The sequence below is a fragment of the Streptomyces sp. NBC_01454 genome (assembly GCF_036227565.1).
Classification (GTDB): Bacteria; Actinomycetota; Actinomycetes; order Streptomycetales; family Streptomycetaceae; genus Streptomyces.
Genome location: NZ_CP109460.1, coordinates 6,524,417 through 6,542,969 on the forward strand (window position 1 = coordinate 6,524,417; position 18,553 = coordinate 6,542,969).

General features: G+C 72.7%; 14 protein-coding genes. 11 read left to right on the forward strand and 3 right to left on the reverse strand.

What is annotated here, in order from left to right; translation table 11 throughout:
- Positions 1-57 precede the first annotated feature (57 nt).
- Complete coding sequence (locus tag OIU81_RS28860; RefSeq protein WP_329152441.1) at positions 58-735, forward strand: LysE family translocator; 678 nt, start codon at positions 58-60, stop codon at positions 733-735.
- 36 nt (positions 736-771) lie between these two features.
- Here OIU81_RS28860 and OIU81_RS28865 read toward each other — a convergent pair whose 3' ends face one another.
- On the reverse strand, positions 772-2,394 hold the full coding sequence (locus tag OIU81_RS28865; protein WP_329152443.1) for a PucR family transcriptional regulator: 1,623 nt from the start codon (positions 2,392-2,394) through the stop codon (positions 772-774).
- A gap of 86 nt (positions 2,395-2,480) precedes the next feature.
- Entirely contained in the window at positions 2,481-3,542 is a 1,062-nt protein-coding gene (locus OIU81_RS28870; RefSeq protein ID WP_329152445.1) for a LacI family DNA-binding transcriptional regulator, read from the reverse strand.
- A gap of 254 nt (positions 3,543-3,796) precedes the next feature.
- Here OIU81_RS28870 and OIU81_RS28875 point away from each other — a divergent pair, with 254 nt between their 5' ends.
- The gene (locus tag OIU81_RS28875; protein WP_329152447.1) at positions 3,797-4,975 is read left to right on the forward strand and encodes a beta-1,3-glucanase family protein; all 1,179 of its coding nucleotides are present in this window, start codon (positions 3,797-3,799) and stop codon (positions 4,973-4,975) included.
- Positions 4,976-5,045: 70 nt separating this feature from the next.
- Here OIU81_RS28875 and OIU81_RS28880 read toward each other — a convergent pair whose 3' ends face one another.
- The gene (locus OIU81_RS28880; protein ID WP_443074059.1) at positions 5,046-6,887 is read right to left on the reverse strand and encodes a glycoside hydrolase family 15 protein; all 1,842 of its coding nucleotides are present in this window, start codon (positions 6,885-6,887) and stop codon (positions 5,046-5,048) included.
- A gap of 408 nt (positions 6,888-7,295) precedes the next feature.
- Here OIU81_RS28880 and OIU81_RS28885 point away from each other — a divergent pair, with 408 nt between their 5' ends.
- The 9 genes from OIU81_RS28885 (at position 7,296) to OIU81_RS28925 (ending at position 18,462) form a co-directional block, all read left to right on the forward strand.
- Positions 7,296-8,951, forward strand: a complete 1,656-nt coding sequence (locus OIU81_RS28885; RefSeq protein WP_329152449.1) for a CTP synthase — start codon at positions 7,296-7,298, stop codon at positions 8,949-8,951.
- A 97-nt stretch (positions 8,952-9,048) separates the two neighbouring features.
- Entirely contained in the window at positions 9,049-9,675 is a 627-nt protein-coding gene (locus OIU81_RS28890) for an NUDIX hydrolase (RefSeq protein ID WP_329152451.1), read from the forward strand.
- Positions 9,676-9,849: 174 nt separating this feature from the next.
- Positions 9,850-11,997: a tetratricopeptide repeat protein gene (locus tag OIU81_RS28895; RefSeq protein ID WP_329152452.1), complete on the forward strand. Its 2,148-nt coding sequence runs from the start codon at positions 9,850-9,852 to the stop codon at positions 11,995-11,997.
- Between the two features lie 168 nt (positions 11,998-12,165).
- Entirely contained in the window at positions 12,166-13,281 is a 1,116-nt protein-coding gene (gene ald / locus OIU81_RS28900) for an alanine dehydrogenase (protein WP_329155437.1), read from the forward strand.
- 489 nt (positions 13,282-13,770) lie between these two features.
- The gene (locus OIU81_RS28905; protein WP_443074060.1) at positions 13,771-14,784 is read left to right on the forward strand and encodes a ParA family protein; all 1,014 of its coding nucleotides are present in this window, start codon (positions 13,771-13,773) and stop codon (positions 14,782-14,784) included.
- Positions 14,781-15,413 (forward strand): hypothetical protein, encoded by a 633-nt coding sequence (locus OIU81_RS28910; protein WP_329152454.1) that lies wholly within the window; start codon positions 14,781-14,783, stop codon positions 15,411-15,413. Before OIU81_RS28905 ends, OIU81_RS28910 begins: the two co-directional genes overlap by 4 nt.
- A gap of 93 nt (positions 15,414-15,506) precedes the next feature.
- Positions 15,507-16,553, forward strand: a complete 1,047-nt coding sequence (locus tag OIU81_RS28915) for a segregation and condensation protein A (protein WP_329152456.1) — start codon at positions 15,507-15,509, stop codon at positions 16,551-16,553.
- Positions 16,550-17,254, forward strand: coding sequence for an SMC-Scp complex subunit ScpB (scpB, locus tag OIU81_RS28920; RefSeq protein WP_329152458.1), 705 nt, complete (start codon positions 16,550-16,552; stop codon positions 17,252-17,254). Before OIU81_RS28915 ends, scpB begins: the two co-directional genes overlap by 4 nt.
- A complete protein-coding gene (locus tag OIU81_RS28925) occupies positions 17,254-18,462 on the forward strand; it encodes a pseudouridine synthase (protein WP_329152460.1) in 1,209 nt (402 codons plus the stop codon). Before scpB ends, OIU81_RS28925 begins: the two co-directional genes overlap by 1 nt.
- Positions 18,463-18,553: the final 91 nt, after the last annotated feature.

Here is an 18,553-nt window from a genome sequence, read left to right on the forward strand (position 1 = left end):
GACGCTCCGTGGGTGATCCGTGCGATCCACGGGGCGCACGCACGACAGGAGAACGCCGTGACAGCTGCGGTAGCGGGCTTCGCACTGTTCGCCCTACTGGTGACGATGGCACCCGGCCCGGACACCCTGCTGGTGCTGCGCAACTGTGTGCGCGGCGGCCGGCGCACGGGTGCCGCCACGGCCGTCGGTGCCGCCGTCGGCTCGCTCGCCTGGGCGGTGGCCGCCGCGGTCGGGCTGGCGGCGGCACTCCAGCGCTGGGACGCGGCGTTCACCGTCGTACGGCTGGCGGGCGCCGCCTACCTGGTGGTGCTCGGCGCGCAGGCGCTCTGGACGCACCGGCGGTCGGCCGCGGCACCCGCCGCGCCCGGCCCGGGCAGCCCGGATTTCGTTGCCGCCCCGGAGCCGGACGGCCGCGCCGAGGCACCCCTCGCGCCCGTACGCGCCTTCCGGCAGGGGCTGCTCAGCTGTCTGCTCAACCCCAAGGTCGGGATCTTCTTCGTCGCCGTGGTGCCGCAGTTCCTGCCCGAGGGGCACTCGGTGCTCGGTGCCACGCTGCTGCTGGGCGCCGTCGACGCGCTGATCGCCGCGGGCTGGCTGCTGCTGGTCGTGGTCTGCGCGGGCCGGCTGCTGAGCCAACTGCGGCGCCCCCGGGTGCACCGCACTCTGGAGCGCGCCACGGGCGGGGTGCTGATCGCGCTCGGCGCGGGGACGGCGGCCGAGACGGTCACCGGATGACGCGCCCCCGCTGACCGCCGCCCCGGTGGTATTGACCTAGTCCGTGTGGCGTCTGGCGCGCAGGGCCAGCCGCAGGCCCAGGACCGTCTGCGGATCGTCCAGGTCCGTGCCGAGCAGCTGGGCGATGCGGGCCAGCCGGTCGTACAGCGTCTGCCGGTTCACGTTCAGATCGCGGGCGGTTTCCGCCTTGCGGCCCGCGCTGGCCAGATAGGCCTCCAGCGTCGGCAGCAGCGGCTGGCGGGCGCCGCGGTCGTGCGCGAGCAGCGGCCCGATGGCGCGCTCCACGAAGTCGGTGAGGACGCCCTGCTCGCCGTGTTCGCGCATCCGCCACAGCAGCAGCTCGATGTCCAGCCGGCGCGCGTCGTACCAGGGCGCCTCCGGCAGTCCCTGGGCCGCGGCCGCCGCCTGTGCCGCGTGCCGCAGACCGGGGCCGGCGGCCGCCCAGTCGCCCGGTGTGCCGACGACGACCACCGGGCGGTGCGCGGCCGGCCGGTCCAGGCCGGCGCGGACCACGCCGGCGTGCAGGGCCTCGGCGATCCGGTCGGCGAGCGCCGCACGGTCCTGGCCGGTGCGCAGCGCGACGAGCACCGGGACCCGGCTCTCCACGGGACGTACGCCGAGCAGCACCGGCACCCCGGGGCCGGCCAGTTCCTCGCGCAGGGCCTGGGCGAGCAGCGCCCAGCTGCCGGGGGACGGCAGGCCCGTGGGCAGCCGCATCACCACCGGGAGGACCGGGTCGGTACCGGGGCGGAAACCCAGCAGGCGGGCCTGTGCGGGCGCCTCGGCCGCGGTGATGCGGCCCTCCGCCAGATCGGCGAGGAAGTCACCGCGGCCCCGGGCGGCGAGCACCTCCTCCTGGCGGGACTGGAGCATGACGACGGCGAGGAGGTCGGCGGCGCGTTCGGCGGCGATGCGGTGCACCGGCGCCAGCGGGGTGTTGACGGGCAGCAGGACGAGCCGGGCACGGACCGCGTCGGGGCCGTGGCCGCCACCGGGGACATCGATGCGGGCGCCGGTGTCGCGCAGCCCCTCCCAGGCCAGCAGCGGATCGGCGTCCGCCGGGCCGTCCTCCCCCTCCGGCCCCGCCGCGTACAGCGGGCTGCCGTCGGGGGCCTCCAGGCAGAGCGGGTTGCCGGTGAAGCCGGCCAGCAGTCGCAGCACCTCCGGGGCACCGCCGCCGCGCAGCAGCACGTCGGTGCAGCGCCGCAGGACCTCGTCGGCGCGCCGCAGCATCGCGTAGTGGCTGTTGACGATCTCGGTGTGGATCGCCTCGGTGACCGTGACGTACGCGACCTCGCGGTGCAGCTGGATCAGCGGCAGCCCGCAGTCCCGAGCGGCCTCGACCAGGGCGGTGGGCAGCGAGGCGAAGCGCGAGCCCAGCTCCACGACGAGGGCGGCGATCTCGCGGTCCGCGAGCTTGCGGATGAAGGCACGCTGCTCGGAGGGCCGGGCACCCAGCCCCAGGCCGGTGGTCAGCAGCAGCTCGCCGCCCTTGAGCAGCGAGGCGATGTGCGGGACCTCGCCCGCGTGCACCCAGCGCACCGGACGGTCCAGCCGGTCGCCGCCGGCCAGTACCTCCGGCAGGCCGCGGCGCAGCGCGGGCAGCTCGAGCGCCCTGCGCACCGTGATCTCGGTCTCCCTCTTCGCTTCCGGCCCCATGGCCAGGAACGGTACCCGCAGTCCGCTTTCCGGAGCGGGGAGGTCCGGTGTCACGGGGGCGTGTGCCCGGGTGGGGGCCCCGCCCCTCACGTCGACTCCCGCACCACCAGCCGTGCCTCGGTGATGATCGGCGCCGGCTCCGCCGCGTCCGGCCCCTCCGCCGTGCCCGCCTTCTCCCGGTCCAGCAGCCGCAGCAGCAACTGCGCCATCAGCCGCCCCATCTCCTCCACGTCCTGCCGCACCGTCGTCAGCGGCGGATCCGCCCAGGCCGCCGGCTCCAGATCGTCGAAGCCCACCACCGCCACGTCGTCCGGCACCCGCCGCCCGTGCGCCCGCAGCGTGCGCAGCGCCCCGTTCGCCATGAGGTCGGAGCAGGCGAAGACGGCGTCCAGATCCGGTGCGGCCCGCAGGAGCGCGGCCATCGCCCGCTCGCCGCCGTGCGCGGTGAACCCCCCGTCCGCGATCAGCCGCGGATCCGGCTCGGCCGTGCCCAGCGCGTCGCGGTAGCCGTCGAGACGGTCCACCGCCGAGGCCTGGTCGAGCGGCCCGGTGATCACCGCGATCCGGCGGCGGCCGCGGCCCAGGAGATGGCGTACGGCCTGACGGGCGCCGCCGCGGTTGTCGGTGTCGACGTACAGCGGCCGCGGTGTGCGGCCGGCGCCCGCCCAGTCCGGCCGGCCGCCGTAGACGGTGGGCAGGCCGGCGCGCTCGGCGAGGGCGGGCAGCGGATCGTCGCGGTGCAGGGAGAACATCAGCGCCCCGTCGACGTGCCCGGCCGACAGCCAGCGGCCGATGCGGTCGTGGTCGGCGGGGCCCTCGACGAACATCAGCAGGAGCTGGGTGTCGGCACCGGCCAGCGCCCGGCTGATGCCGCGTAGTTGGCGCCCGAAGAACGGGTCGCTGAAGACCCGGCTCTCCGGCTCGGCGATGATCACGGCGACCGCGCCGGTGCGGCGGGTGACCAGGGAGCGGGCCGCGCTGTTCGGTACGTAACCGAGCTCGGCCACCGCCCGGTGGACCCGTTCCTGGACGACGGGCCGCACGCCCGCGCCGCCGTTGATCACGCGGGACGCCGTGGCGCGGGAGACCCCGGCGACCGCCGCGACCGCCTCCAGCGTCGGCCGGGGGCCGTTCGGCTGAGACCTCATCCAACTCCTTTTATCACGCGGTGACTTGACGGGCGGCCGTCGGGTCGGCAGGGTTCACCGCGAAGGATGTGAGAGCGCTCTCACCCGGCGCTCGCACCCCGTGTCATGCCCCCGGCCACCCCGGGCCCGCACCGGCCGGGAACTTCCCGTGCGGAACTCCGCACCGCGCTCACGCTCCACGGAACTCCTCACCACCCCCCACCACATCGAGGAGAGAATGTCATGAGCACGCAGTTCCGCCCAGGAGTGGTCTCATGATCACCCGTCGCCGCCTGCTCGGCGGACTCACCGCCGGCGCAGCCGCCGGCCTCGGCCTCGGCCGAGCCGGCCACGCCCTCGGCGCCCCCGCCCCGGCCGGCGGCTCCGCCCCGTCCGCCGACGGAATCCCCCTGCACCTCGTCAACCACTCCGGAGCCTTCGCCAACTCCTCGGTCCGGGTCTATGTCGTCGGCAACGACGGCACCCAGCAGGTGCACGTCACCCCGGACGGTGCGCTGCGGCCCGTCGCCCTGGCCGACAACGGGCCGGACGGCTTCACCGACTACGCCATCCCGCTCGCCGCGAGCGGCACCACCACCCTCCGGCTCCCCCCGATGTCCGGCCGGATCTACACCGCACTGGGCGGCAAGCTGAAGCTCAAGGCGGTCCAGGACGGCGACGGTAGACCCGCGCTCGCCTACCCGGCGGGCTGGGTGGCCGGCGACCCCAACTACGGAGTGGTGCACGACTGCGCCGAGTTCACGTTCCACGCCGGCGGAATGTACTGCAACACCACCATGGTCGACATGTTCAGCGTGCCGCTCGCGCTCACACTCACCGGAGCCCGGCAGCAGACCACCGGCACGCTCAAGGACGGCGCCCGCGCCGCGGTCTTCGCCGCACTCCGGCAGGCCGAGGGCTTCGCACGCCTGGTGATCGATGACAAACGGGTCATCGCCCCCGGACACGGCCTCGACAGCGGACTGTTCGACCGGGACCGTCTCGCCCCGGCCATCGACGAGGCCTGGGCCGCCTACGGGAACAAGGACCTGACCGTCACCACCGGCGCGGGCACCTTCACCGGCCGGACCCGCGGCACCACCCTGACCTTCACCGGCCCCCGCACGGTCTCCTTCGGCAAGCCCTCCACCCGCGACGTCCTCTTCTGCGACGGCACCCTGGCCGCCCCCAACGACGGGGTGCTCGGCCCCGTCGCCGCCGTCCTGGGCGCCGCTCTCAATCGCTCCACCCTCGCCGGACACGCGAGCCAGCCCACCACCGACCCGGCCGCCTTCTACCAGCGGCCGCTGACCAACCACTACGCCAAGGCCATGCACGCCGCGACCCGCGACGGCAAGGCCTACGGCTTCGCCTTCGACGACGTCGGCGGCTTCGCCTCCTACATCGAGGACCCCGCCCCGACGGAGATCACCCTCACTCTGACCCCCTTCTGACAAGGAGAGGTGCCACCCGGAAACCGAGTGGCACCCAAGAACGCCGGGAGGCTGGCGCCCCGAAGGGGCGCTAGCCTCCGTACGCCCCGCTGGCCGTCAGCCGCAGCGCGGTGTCGATCAGCGGAACGTGGCTGAACGCCTGCGGGAAGTTGCCCACCTGCCGCTGGGCCTTGGGGTCCCACTCCTCCGCGAGCAGGCCCAGGTCGTTGCGGAGCGAGAGCAGCTTCTCGAAGAGCTTGCGGGCCTCGTCCACCCGGCCGATCATCGCGAGGTCGTCGGCGAGCCAGAACGAGCACGCCAGGAAGGCCCCTTCCTCGCCCTCCAGGCCGTCCACCCCGAGATCGTCCGCGCCGGACGTCGGGTAGCGCAGCACGAAGCCGTCCGGGGTGGACAGCTCCCGCTGAATCGCCTCGATGGTGCCGATGACGCGCTTGTCGTCCGGCGGCAGAAAGCCCATCTGCGGGATCAGCAGCAGCGAGGCGTCCAGCTCCTGCGAGCCGTAGGACTGGGTGAAGGTGTTGCGTTCCTTGTCGTAGCCGTTCTCGCAGACGTCCCGGTGGATGGTCTCGCGCAGGTCCCTCCAGCGCTCCAGCGGACCGTCGACGTCCCCGGACTCGATCAGCTTGACCGTGCGGTCGACCGCGACCCAGGTCATGACCTTGGAGTGCACGAAGTGCCGGCGCGGACCACGGACCTCCCAGATGCCCTCGTCCGGCTCGTCCCAGTGCTTCTCCACCCACTGGATCAGCTTGAGCTGGAGCAGCGAGGCGTAGTCGTTACGGGCCAGCCCCGTCATGTGCGCCAGGTGCAGCGCCTCGGTGACCTCGCCGTAGACATCGAGCTGGAGCTGCCCCGCGGCGCCGTTGCCGACCCGTACCGGACGGGAATTCTCGTACCCCGGAAGCCAGTTGAGCTCGTTCTCGCCCAACTCCCGCTCACCGGCGATGCCGTACATGATCTGGAGGTTCTCCGGGTCACCGGCCACCGCCCGCAGCAGCCACTCCCGCCAGGCCCGGGCCTCTTCGCGGTAGCCGGTGCGCAGCAGGGAGGACAGGGTGATCGCCGCGTCCCGCAGCCAGGTGAAGCGGTAGTCCCAGTTGCGCACCCCGCCCAGGCACTCCGGCAGCGAGGTCGTCGGCGCCGCCACGATCCCGCCGGTCGGCGCGTAGGTCAGCGCCTTGAGCGTGATCAGCGAACGCACCACCGCGTCGCGGTAGGGGCCGTGGTACGTGCAGTGCTCGACCCACTCGCGCCAGAACTCCTCGGTGGCCTCCAGCGACCCCTCCGGGTCCGCCACGGCCGGCGGCTTCTTGTGCGACGGCTCCCAGCTGATCGTGAACGCGATCCGCTCACCCGGCGAGACCGTGAAGTCGGAGAACGTCGTCAGATTCTTGCCGTAGGTCTCCGCCTCGGTGTCCAGCCACACCGAATCGGGGCCCGCGACCGCGACGGTACGGCTGTCCACCTTGTGCACCCACGGCACGACCCAGCCGTAGGAGAAGCGCATCCGCAGTTCCGAGCGCATCGGCACCCGGCCGCTGACGCCCTCCACGATGCGGATCAGCTGCGGCGCGCCATCGCGCGGCGGCATGAAGTCGATCACCCGGACCGTGCCGCGCGGGGTGTCCCACTCCGATTCCAGCACCAGCGAATCGCCCCGGTAGCGCCGGCGGTCGGCCGGCACCGGGCGGCCCCCGGGCCCGTTGACCGGCCCCATCCGCCAGAAACCGTGCTCCTCGGTACCCAGCAGCCCGGCAAAGACCGCCGGCGAGTCGAAGCGGGGCAGGCACAGCCAGTCCACCGTGCCGTCCCGGCACACTAGAGCGGCGGTTTGCATATCGCCGATAAGTGCGTAGTCCTCGATGCGCCCGGCCACGTGCGTCTCCCGTCGAACTGGAGTCACGCCCCCCATGGGACGTTGTGATTGTCCGTCCTGCCCATGAAACGTCGCCGAGCAGCGGGACCGGAAATCGGGCGGCGGGGGTGGTGCCTTCCCGGACGGCTCGTAGCGAGTGTCCGAGCAGGATACGACGCACGTGGGTGATCCGCGCGACCCTCGCGACGAGGAACATGGTCCGAACGGGTGGCCTCCGTCACGTGACCGCGGCATCGGTGCCGCCGCCGCACGGAATCCCCCTCCGGCCGGGCGCGACCACCCCTGGTCGCTGATAGCCTGGTACCCCGTGGACCGGTGGGCCGCCCAGAGACGTCACGGCAGTGGTGAAGGCACCCCCGAGCCGCAGCGAGGCACCCCTGAAACCCCAGGCCGGCGCCGCTTCGCACCTCTCCACCTCGCGACCACGGGAGCCCCCTCTTGGCCATGCCGCCCAAATCCACGACGACCAAGCACCTCTTCGTCACCGGGGGCGTCGCCTCCTCTCTCGGCAAGGGGCTCACCGCCTCCAGCCTGGGTGCCCTTCTCAAGGCGCGCGGCCTGCGGGTCACGATGCAGAAGCTCGACCCGTATCTGAACGTCGACCCGGGAACGATGAACCCGTTCCAGCACGGTGAGGTCTTCGTCACCAATGACGGTGCCGAGACCGACCTGGACATCGGCCACTACGAGCGGTTCCTCGACGTCGACCTCGACGGCTCCGCGAACGTCACCACCGGCCAGGTCTACAACACCGTGATCGCCAAGGAGCGGCGCGGCGAGTACCTCGGTGACACCGTGCAGGTCATCCCGCACATCACCAACGAGATCAAGCACCGCATCCGGCGGATGGCGACCGAGGACGTCGACGTCGTCATCACCGAGGTCGGCGGCACCGTCGGCGACATCGAGTCGCTGCCGTTCCTGGAGACCGTCCGCCAGGTCCGCCACGAGGTCGGCCGGGACAACGTCTTCGTCGTGCACATCTCGCTGCTCCCCTACATCGGCCCGTCCGGTGAGCTGAAGACCAAGCCGACCCAGCACTCGGTCGCGGCGCTGCGCAACATCGGTATCCAGCCCGACGCCATCGTGCTGCGCGCCGACCGCGAGGTCCCCACCGCCATCAAGCGCAAGATCTCGCTGATGTGCGACGTCGACGAGGCCGCGGTCGTCGCCGCGATCGACGCCCCGTCGATCTACGACATCCCCAAGGTCCTGCACACCGAGGGCCTGGACGCCTATGTCGTACGGAAGCTGGACCTGCCGTTCCGCGATGTGAACTGGACCCAGTGGGAGGACCTGCTGGACCGCGTCCACAACCCCGACCACGAGGTCAGGGTCGCGCTGGTCGGCAAGTACATCGACCTGCCGGACGCCTATCTCTCGGTCACCGAGGCGCTGCGGGCCGGCGGCTTCGCGAACAAGACCCGGGTGAAGCTGAAGTGGGTCACCTCCGACGACTGCAAGACCCCGGCCGGCGCCGCCCAGCAGCTCGCGGACTGTGACGCGGTCTGCATCCCCGGCGGCTTCGGCGACCGTGGCGTGGACGGCAAGGTCGGCGCGATCACCTACGCCCGGGAGAACAAGCTCCCGCTGCTCGGCCTGTGCCTGGGCCTGCAGTGCGTGGTCATCGAGGCGGCCCGCAACCTCGCCGGCATCGAGGGCGCGAACTCCACCGAGTTCGACCCGGCCGCGGCCGACCCGGTCATCTCCACGATGGCCGAGCAGATGGACATCGTCGCCGGTGAGGGCGATATGGGCGGCACGATGCGACTGGGCATGTACCCGGCCAAGCTCGCCGAGGGCTCGATCGTCCGTGAGGTCTACGACGACCAGCCCTACGTCGAGGAGCGCCACCGCCACCGCTACGAGGTCAACAACGCCTACCGCGGTGAGCTGGAGAAGAAGGCCGGGCTGCAGTTCTCCGGCACCTCTCCGGACAACAAGCTCGTCGAGTACGTCGAGTACCCGCGCGAGGTGCACCCCTACCTCGTCGCCACCCAGGCGCACCCCGAGCTGCGCTCCCGCCCGACCCGCCCGCACCCGCTCTTCGCCGGACTGGTGAAGGCCGCGGTCGCGCGCAAGACGGGCGCGGCGAAGTAGCCGCACCGCGACGGATACGGTTGCCGGGGTACGGCCTCGTTCTTCGAGGCCGTACCCCGGTTTCTGCGCTGTAGAGGCATATACAGGAGGACGCGCCATGGCGATCAAGGACACCCCCGAGGAGTGGACGGTCACCGCGACCACGACGCCGTTCACCGGGAACAAGACCAGCGTGCGCACCGACCAGGTCGTCATGCCGGACGGGTCCACCGTCTCGCGGGACTACCAGGTCCACCCCGGTTCCGTGGCCGTGGTCGCGCTCGACGACGAGGGCCGCGTGCTGGTCCTGCGCCAGTACCGCCACCCCGTACGCCAGAAGCTGTGGGAGATCCCCGCCGGGCTGCTCGACGTCCCCGGCGAGAACCCGCTGCACGCGGCGCAGCGCGAGCTGTACGAGGAGGCGCACGTCAAGGCCGGCGACTGGCGGGTGCTGACCGATGTCTACACCACGCCCGGCGGCTGCGACGAGGCCGTACGGATCTTCCTCGCCCGCGGGCTGTCCGAGGCGGAGGGGGAGCGCTTCGAGGTCTCCGAGGAGGAGGCCGACATGGAGCTGGCGCGGGTGCCGCAGGAGGAGCTGGTGCGCGGGGCGCTCGCCGGTGAACTGCACAACAACTGCCTCGTCGTGGGGGTGCTGGCGCTCACCGCGGCCCGGGGAGGCGCCGGCCTGGACGCGCTCCGCCCCGCCGACGCGCCGTGGCCGGCCCGTCCCTTCGAGGGCTGAGCCGCCGGGCCGCCCCCGCGCGCCGCAGGTCTGTCGGATGATCCGCCGATCCGATCGGGTGACGCAACCGCCCTGCTCCGCACCGGACGTGACGGGCCGTGAACTACCCTCGGCAGCGTGCCGTCCGCGCCCCAGCGGCGGACTCGTACGCGCAGGTGGACGGGAGCGTGACCGGTGACGGACCAGGCGGTGGGCGGGGGACCCTTCCTGCCGGAGACGGGGGAGGCGCCGGCCGCGCCGGCACCCGGCAGGCGCGCCCCGGGAGCCCGCCCGGAGGGCGCCGCCGCCCGCCCCGCCGCCCCCGCCGCCGGGGCCGCCGCCCCGCACTTCGCCGGGCGCCGCCGTGAACTCAAGGAGCTGCACGCCGACATCGCCCGGGCCGGCCTGGACACCCTCTCCGGCCGCAAGGGCACCCGCAGCCGGGTCCTGCTGATCGCCGGCCGCCCCGGTTCCGGGCGGACGGCCCTGGCCGAGCAGCTGCTGCGCGAGCTGGCCGGCGACCACCCCGACGGGGTGCTGCGGGCCACGCTGACCGGGCCGGGCGGCGAACCGGCCGACACCGGCCGTACCGCCCGTGAGCTGCTGGCCGCCCTGGGCGCCGAGGCCCCGCCGGGCGCCGCCGAGGACGAGCTGACCGCGCAGCTGCGCGGGGCGCTCGCCGGGCGCAGCGCCCTGCTCTTCCTGGACGACGCCCCCGGTGCCGAACAGGTCGAACCGCTGCTCCCGGACGCCCCGGACTGCCTGGTCGTGGTGGTCTCCCAGGGCCCGCTGACCGGCATTCCGGACGTCCGGCCGTGTGCCCTGGGCGGGCTGGACAGCGCGGCCGGCGTCGAGATCCTCAGCCGGTACGCCGGGCCGACCCGGATCACCGTCGACCCCCGGACCGCCGACAGCGTCGTGGAGGAGTGCGGCGGCCAGCCCGCCGCCCTGGTGCTGGCCGGTGCCTGGCTCGCCGCCCGCCCCATGTCCTCGGTCGCCGATCTGCGCCAGGCGCTGCACGACATCGCACTGCCCGAGGACCTGCCCACCGGCGTCCGCCCGCTGTGCCGCGCCTTCCGGCTCGCCCATGACGCGCTGCCGGCGCCCGCCGCCCGGATACTGCGGCTGCTCACCCTGGCGCCGGGCGGCCTGGTGGACGCCCACATCGCCTCCGCGCTGGCCGGCTGCTCGGTGGCCGCGGCCGCCACGACCCTGGACGACTTCGCCGCCCTCGGCCTGCTGCGCCCGCTCGCCGCACCGCAGGCCGAGGGCAGCGGATCCGCGGGCACCCGTACGCCCGATGCCGCCATGCACCCCCCGTACCGCCTGCCCGGCTGCCTCGATCCGCTGGTGCGCGCAACTCTGCCGGAACACGAGCGCCCGGCGGAGGTCCAGCTGGCCCGCGCCCGGATGCTGGAGCGGACCGTACGGCTGCTGCAGTCCTGCCGTGCCATGGGGGAGCCGGCCGACTCGCCCGCCCGGAAGAAGGTTGCCGGGCTGCCGCGCTCCCTGCGCTTCGCCTCGAAGGCGGCGGCCGCGCACTGGCTGCACAGCCGCCGCGGCGCGCTGCTCGACGCCGCCGCGATGGCCGTCGCGGACGGCGAACTCGACACCCTGGACCGGCGGTTGATGGCCGCGCTGACCCGCACGCTGCTCGCGCACCAGGGCCCCGAGGCCGCCGCGCCGGACCTCTACGCGCTGCACGGGCTCGTCCTGCGGGTCGCCGAACGGCGCGGGCTGGCCCGGGAGCGGGCCGCCGCGCTGCTCAACCTCGCCGACCTGGACGGCCGGGCGGGCCGTACCGCACAGGCGCTCACCCGCTACCGGCAGGCGCTGGAGGCGGCCCGCTCGGTGCCGGACCCGGTGGCCACCGGCCGCGCGCTGGAGTCCCTGGGCTGCACGTACACCGAGCTGGGCGACTGGCAGCGGGCCGCCGACTGGTACGGCCGGGCGCTGGAGCTGCGGCTGGCCCGCGGCGAGGGCGCCGACGCGGCGCGGCTGTACGGCCGGATCGGCGGCGCGCACTCCTGCGCGGGCCGTTGGGACGAGGCGCTCACGTCCTGGCGGGCGGCTGCCCGGACCTTCCGCCGGCTCGGTGAGGTGTCCGGTCAGGCGCGGGCGACGGGGGAGATGGCCCGGGTGCGGGAGTACGCGGGGCGGCCCGAGGAGGCGCTGCGGACCTGCCTGGAGGCCCTCGATCTCGCCCGAAAGGCGGACGACGGACGGCTGGAGGCGGCACTGCAGCTGCGGATCGCGGACACCCTCGAGCGGCTCGGCGATCCCGCGGCGGCACGCCTGCACCGCTCCGTGGGAGAACGACTCCTCGAAGATTACCCCGAGTGACCTACGAAATCGGTAGTGCTACTCCGAAAGATTAATGCTTTGCAAGGCTAGACAAGATGAGCTCCTTCAATAGACTGGCTGGGCCGCGTACGGCGCGGTCAGTTCCGTCATGCAGCGCATGAGGGGATAATTCCTCCCGCACCCTCTCTTTCAAGGACCGTGATCGACGTGAAGGTCGGCATCCCCCGCGAGGTCAAGAACAACGAGTTCCGCGTGGCCATCACGCCCGCCGGAGTCCACGAACTCGTCCGCCACGGCCACCAGGTCTTCATCGAGAAGGACGCCGGTCTCGGGTCGTCCATCACGAACGAGGAGTACGTCGCCGCCGGCGCCGGCATCCTCGACACCGCCGATGAGGTCTGGGGCACCGCTGACCTGCTGCTGAAGGTCAAGGAGCCGATCGCGGAGGAGTACCACCGCCTCCGCAAGGACCAGACGCTCTTCACCTACCTGCACCTGGCCGCGTCCCGGGAGTGCACGGACGCGCTGCTGGAGTCCGGCACCACCGCCATCGCCTACGAGACCGTCGAGACCGCCGGCCGCCAGCTGCCGCTGCTGGCCCCGATGTCCGAGGTCGCGGGCCGTATCGCCCCGCAGGTCGGTGCCTACCACCTGATGCGCCAGGCCGGCGGCCGCGGTGTGCTGCCCGGCGGTGTCCCCGGTGTCGCCGCGGGCAAGGCCGTCATCATCGGCGGTGGCGTCTCCGGCTGGAACGCGCTGCAGATCGCCGTGGGCCTCGGCTTCCACGTCACCCTGCTCGACAAGGACATCAACAAGCTCCGCGAGGCCGACAAGATCTTCGGCACCAAGGTGCAGACGATCGTCTCCAACGCCTACGAGCTGGAGAAGGCCGTCGTCGAGGCCGACCTCGTCGTCGGTGCCGTCCTGATCCCCGGTGCCAAGGCCCCCAAGCTGGTCACCAACGAGCTCGTCGCGAAGATGAAGCCCGGAAGTGTTCTTGTCGACATCGCGATCGACCAGGGCGGCTGCTTCGAGGACTCGCGTCCCACCACGCACGCCGAGCCGACCTTCCCGGTCCACAACTCGGTCTTCTACTGCGTCGCCAACATGCCCGGCGCGGTGCCGAACACCTCCACCTACGCGCTCACCAACGCCACGCTGCCCTACATCGTGGAGCTGGCGAACCGTGGCTGGGTCGAGGCGCTGCGCCGTGACCCGGCGCTGGCCAAGGGCCTGAACACGCACGACGGCAAGGTCGTCTACGGCCCGGTCGCCGAGGCGCACGACCTGGAGCACATCGAGCTGCGCACCCTCCTCGGCTGAGGCGTCAACGACACGCGTCAACGCCGCACATCCGGCCGGGTCCTGGTCACAGGGCCCGGCCGGTCGCATGTCCGACCAGCGGAATCATGCGTTCCGGAACGCCTGCTCTCAACTCGCCGCGAACGTAACCCTTTAACCGATTCGCGCACCCCCAAAACATCGGTGCGATACCGCCTGCGCCCTTGACATCGGGGGGTCCGGTTACCGACACATCGTGCCGGGTCCGGTGGATTGTGTTGCTGCGGACGCCCGACACGCCATAGAGTCGCCAACCGTCGGCATGGTGCCACGCTGACCTATCGATAAAGTTTCCTGGTCACATCCAAGGAGGTAAGACGACTTGTGAATGAGTCGACATTTTCTCCCGGAGGTGGTCAACCAGGAGTGGTTGCACGGGGCCAGGGTCCCTCGGGGCGCGAGGCTGTCGGCTCCGTCGCGGTCCACACCTCCGCAGCCCACCAGAGCATTTCCACGACAGCCCACCAGAGCATGGACGGCCATCACGTGAACGCCATGGCCGGCGACCGGGGCAGTGGAGAACCCGCCCGTCTCGCCGACTACGACCTGCCCCAGGGGCACTTCTACGATCCGGACGCGGAGTACGAGCCGGACCCCGAATACGCCGCGACGCTCGCGCCGGACGCCGCGCGACAGCGCCGCGAACGCGTCGGCCCGACCGGACGCCCGCTCCCTTACTTCCCCATCCCCGGACCGCTGTCGGACCACGGCCCGGCCAAAATCATCGCGATGTGCAACCAGAAGGGCGGGGTCGGCAAGACCACCTCGACCATCAACCTGGGTGCCGCGCTCGCCGAATACGGCCGACGGGTGCTGCTCGTCGACTTCGACCCGCAGGGTGCCCTGTCGGTCGGACTCGGCGTCAACCCGATGGAGCTCGACCTGACGGTCTACAACCTGCTCATGGAGCGGGGGATGTCGGCCGACGAGGTGCTCCTGAAGACCGCGGTCCCCAACATGGACCTGCTGCCCAGCAATATCGATTTGTCAGCGGCAGAGGTGCAGTTGGTCAGCGAGGTCGCGCGCGAGTCGACCCTGCAGCGCGCGCTGAAGCCGCTGCTGGCCGACTACGACTACATCGTCATCGACTGCCAGCCCTCCCTCGGCCTGCTCACGGTGAACGCCCTGACGGCGGCTCACAAGGTCATCGTGCCGCTGGAGTGCGAGTTCTTCGCGCTGCGTGGTGTCGCGCTGCTCACCGAGACGATCGAGAAGGTGCAGGAGCGGCTCAACCCCGAGCTGGAGCTGGACGGCATCCTGGCGACGATGTACGACTCCCGCACCGTCCACAGCCGTGAGGTCCTGGCGCGCGTCGTCGAGGCCTTCGACGATCACGTCTACCACACCGTCATCGGCCGTACGGTCCGCTTCCCCGAGACCACCGTCGCGGGCGAGCCGATCACCACCTACGCCTCCAACTCCGTCGGGGCCGCCGCCTATCGCCAGCTCGCCAGGGAGGTGCTCGCCCGGTGTCACGCCGAGTGAGTCTTCCGGGAGCCGACGAACTGTTCCGTACCACTGGGGGAGTGGGGCTGCAGCCCTCCAGCCCCCGCCGGCCGGCGAACGGCTCGGCGGCGCCCGGCGAGGCGCCCCGCGTGCCCGCACCGGCCGGCGAACCCGATCCGGCGGCGGACGGGCCGGAGGCGGCCACCGCGGTCCGCCCGCGCCGGCCCGGAACCGGCGCGGACACCCCCGCGGCCACGGCCGGTGACGGCGGACCTGCCACCCCGCCGCGGGTGCCCGCCGTGGGCGCGCCGGCCGAGCACAGCGGCCGCGAGACGGACGGCGACGCGGCCAGGAACCACCGGGGTCAGGCCGGGACGGACGCGGCGGCGGCCGCGCAGCAGGCCGGCGGCCAGGGCCGCCGGCGCGGTGGCGGCCGTGGCGCCAACCGCCGCCCCAGCGGCCGGGAACGGCACGACGAGAAGATCACCGTCTATGTCTCCGCTGAGGAGCTCATGGACCTCGAACATGCCCGGCTGGTGCTGCGCGGCGAGCACGGCCTCGCCGTCGACCGCGGCCGGATCGTCCGCGAGGCGGTCGCCGTCGTCCTCGCCGACCTGGAGTCGCGCGGCGACGCCAGCATCCTGGTGCGGCGGCTGCGCGGGCGTTAGGGCGGATACGGGATAACCTGCCCACTCGGCGGGGTGTCCCGCCCGTGACCAGCCCGTCGCCCCCGGCGCGGGACCTCCGCAGCATGGACCGCGATGCCGACGACCCACGACGACGCCCCCCGGCCCCGCGCCCGCAGATCACTCGGGCCCGGGCCGGCCGAGGCAGCGACGGAGCCGGTGGCACCCGAGACGCCGGCGCGGTCCGAGGACGCCGCCCGCATCCCGGCTCCGGCGGCCGTCGCGGCGGAAGAGATCCCGCAGGCCGGTTCCGCCGTGGCCGCGCCGGCGGACGGCGGCAGAGGCGGCGAGGGCACCTTCACCCTCCGGCTGGACAACTTCGAGGGCCCCTTCGACCTCCTGTTGCAGCTGATCTCCCGACACAAGCTGGATGTCACCGAGGTCGCCCTGTCGAAGGTCACCGACGACTTCATGGCGCACATCCGCGCCATGGGGCCGGACTGGGACCTGGACCAGACCACCGAGTTCCTGGTCGTCGCGGCGACCCTGCTGGACCTCAAGGCGGCCCGGCTGCTGCCCGTGGCCGAGGTGGAGGACGAGGCGGACCTGGCGCTGCTGGAGGCCCGTGACCTGCTCTTCGCCCGGCTGCTGCAGTACCGCGCCTACAAGCGGATCGCGGACATCTTCAGCGGCCGGCTGGCGGACGAGAGCCGGCGGTATCCCCGTACGGTCGGGCTGGAGCCGCACCTCGCCGAGCTGCTGCCCGAGGTCGTCATCAGCATCGGCGCGGAGGGCTTCGCCCAGCTGGCGGTGAAGGCGATGCAGCCCAAGGCCAGACCGCAGGTCTATGTCGACCACATCCACGCGCCGCTGGTGAGCGTGCGCGAGCAGGCCGAGGTGGTGATGGCGTGGCTGCGGGAGGCGGGCGAGGCCAGCTTCGGCAAGCTGGTCGCCGACGCACCGGACACCCTCACCGTCGTGGCGCGCTTCCTGGCCCTGCTGGAGCTCTACCGGGAGCGGGTGGTGGCCCTGGAGCAGGAGGAGGCCCTGGGCGAGCTGCTGGTCCGCTGGACGGGCACCGAGGGGGCCGCGCCGCGCGTCACGGACGAGTTCGACCGGGAGCCGGGGCAGCGGGCCGACGCGGAAGAGCCCGCGGAGCAGGCGGAGGAGGAACAGGCATGAGCGGTGTGACCGGTGGTGAGGCGTACGACGTCACGGAGGCGGGTGCGCACCCGCGGACCGGGACGGACGGTGAGCCCGGGGCGCCGGCCGGGGCGCCGGGCGTCGACGGGCTGGCGCTGAAGCCCGCGCTGGAGGCCGTCCTCATGGTCGTCGACGAGCCCGCGACCGAGGAGCACCTGGCCAGGGTGCTCCAGCGGCCCCGCCGTGCGGTGGCGCTGGCGCTGCGCGAGCTGTCCGACGACTACACCCGCCAGGGGCGCGGTTTCGACCTCCGGCTGGTCGCCGGCGGCTGGCGCTTCTCCTCCCGCGCCGAGTATGCGGACGCGGTGGAGAGCTTCGTTCTGGACGGGCAGCAGGCCCGTCTCACCCAGGCCGCATTGGAGACTCTGGCCGTGGTCGCGTACCGTCAGCCGGTCAGCCGTTCCCGAGTCTCGGCCGTACGCGGCGTGAACTGTGACGGTGTGATGCGCACGCTCCTCCAGCGCGGCCTGGTGGAGGAGGCGGGGACGGAACCTGAAACAGGTGCGATCCTGTACAGGACGACGAATTACTTTCTGGAGCGGATGGGCCTGCGCGGCCTGGACGAGCTCCCTGAGCTCGCACCCTTCCTCCCGGAGGCGGAAGCGGTCGAGGGCGACTCCCCGGAAGGTATCCCGTCGTTCGACGTAGACGACAGCGGCGACTCTCAGACGGATCATTGATGCGAAGCAGCGGCAGGAACAGCAGGGACAGCGGGCGGGGCGACCACCGCGGAGCCGAGGGAAGCCCCGCCCGGCCGAAGGCTGGAGGAAAGCGGGACGACAAGCAGCAGCGCGCGGGCCGCCCCCGTCCCGAGGAGCGCCGCTACGACGTGGGCGGCTCCGGCGGCTCCGGCGGCTCCGGTGGTTCCGGCGGCTCCTCGGGCCGCAAGGACGAGCGCACCGGCGGCGGCGCCAAGAGCGGCGGTCCCAAGAGCGGCGCTGCCAAGAGCAGCGGCAGCCGGGGCGCGGCGGCCCGTGGCGGCGCCAAGGGCGGCCCCCGTACCGGTGCGGCGTCCAAGGGTGCCCGCCCGGGCGGCAAGGGCGGCGCCCCGCGCGGCCGGGGCCAGGCGCCCGCACGCCCCCGTGAGTACGACGCCCAGGTGGAGGAGCGCAACCGCGCCCGCCACAGCAAGCCGCAGGTCAAGACCCCCAAGACCTTCGGCGAGCAGGAGGGCGAGCGGCTGCAGAAGGTGCTGGCCAGGGCCGGTATGGGCTCACGCCGGGCCTGCGAGGAGCTGATCGACCAGGCGCGGGTCGAGGTCAACGGCCAGATCGTCATGGAGCAGGGCGTCCGGGTCGACCCGGAGAAGGACGAGATCAAGGTCGACGGCCTGACGGTCGCCACCCAGTCCTACCTCTTCTTCGCGCTGAACAAGCCGGCCGGTGTCGTCTCCACGATGGAGGACCCCGACGGCCGCCAGTGCCTGGGCGACTACGTCACCAACCGCGAGACGCGGCTGTTCCACGTCGGCCGGCTGGACACCGAGACCGAGGGCATCATCCTGCTCACCAACCACGGCGAGCTGGCCCACCGTCTGACGCACCCGCGCTACGGCGTCAAGAAGACCTACCTGGCCGCGATCCAGGGCCCGCTGCCGCGTGACCTGGGCAAGCAGCTCAAGGAGGGCATCCAGCTGGAGGACGGCTACGCCCGCGCCGACCACTTCCGGGTCGTGGAGAACACCGGCAAGAACTACCTCGTCGAGGTGAGCCTGCACGAGGGCCGCAAGCACATCGTGCGCCGGATGCTGGCCGAGGCCGGCTTCCCGGTCGACAAGCTGGTGCGCACGGCCTTCGGCCCGATCGCGCTGGGCGACCAGAAGTCGGGCTGGCTGCGCCGGATGACCAACACCGAGGTCGGCATGCTGATGCGCGAGGTGGAGCTCTAGGCTCCCGGGCCCGCCGCAGGGCTGCGCGCAGGCGCCAATTCCCTTGCGGCGCGGCCCCGCCACCCCTTAACGTCACCATGACGTTAAGGGG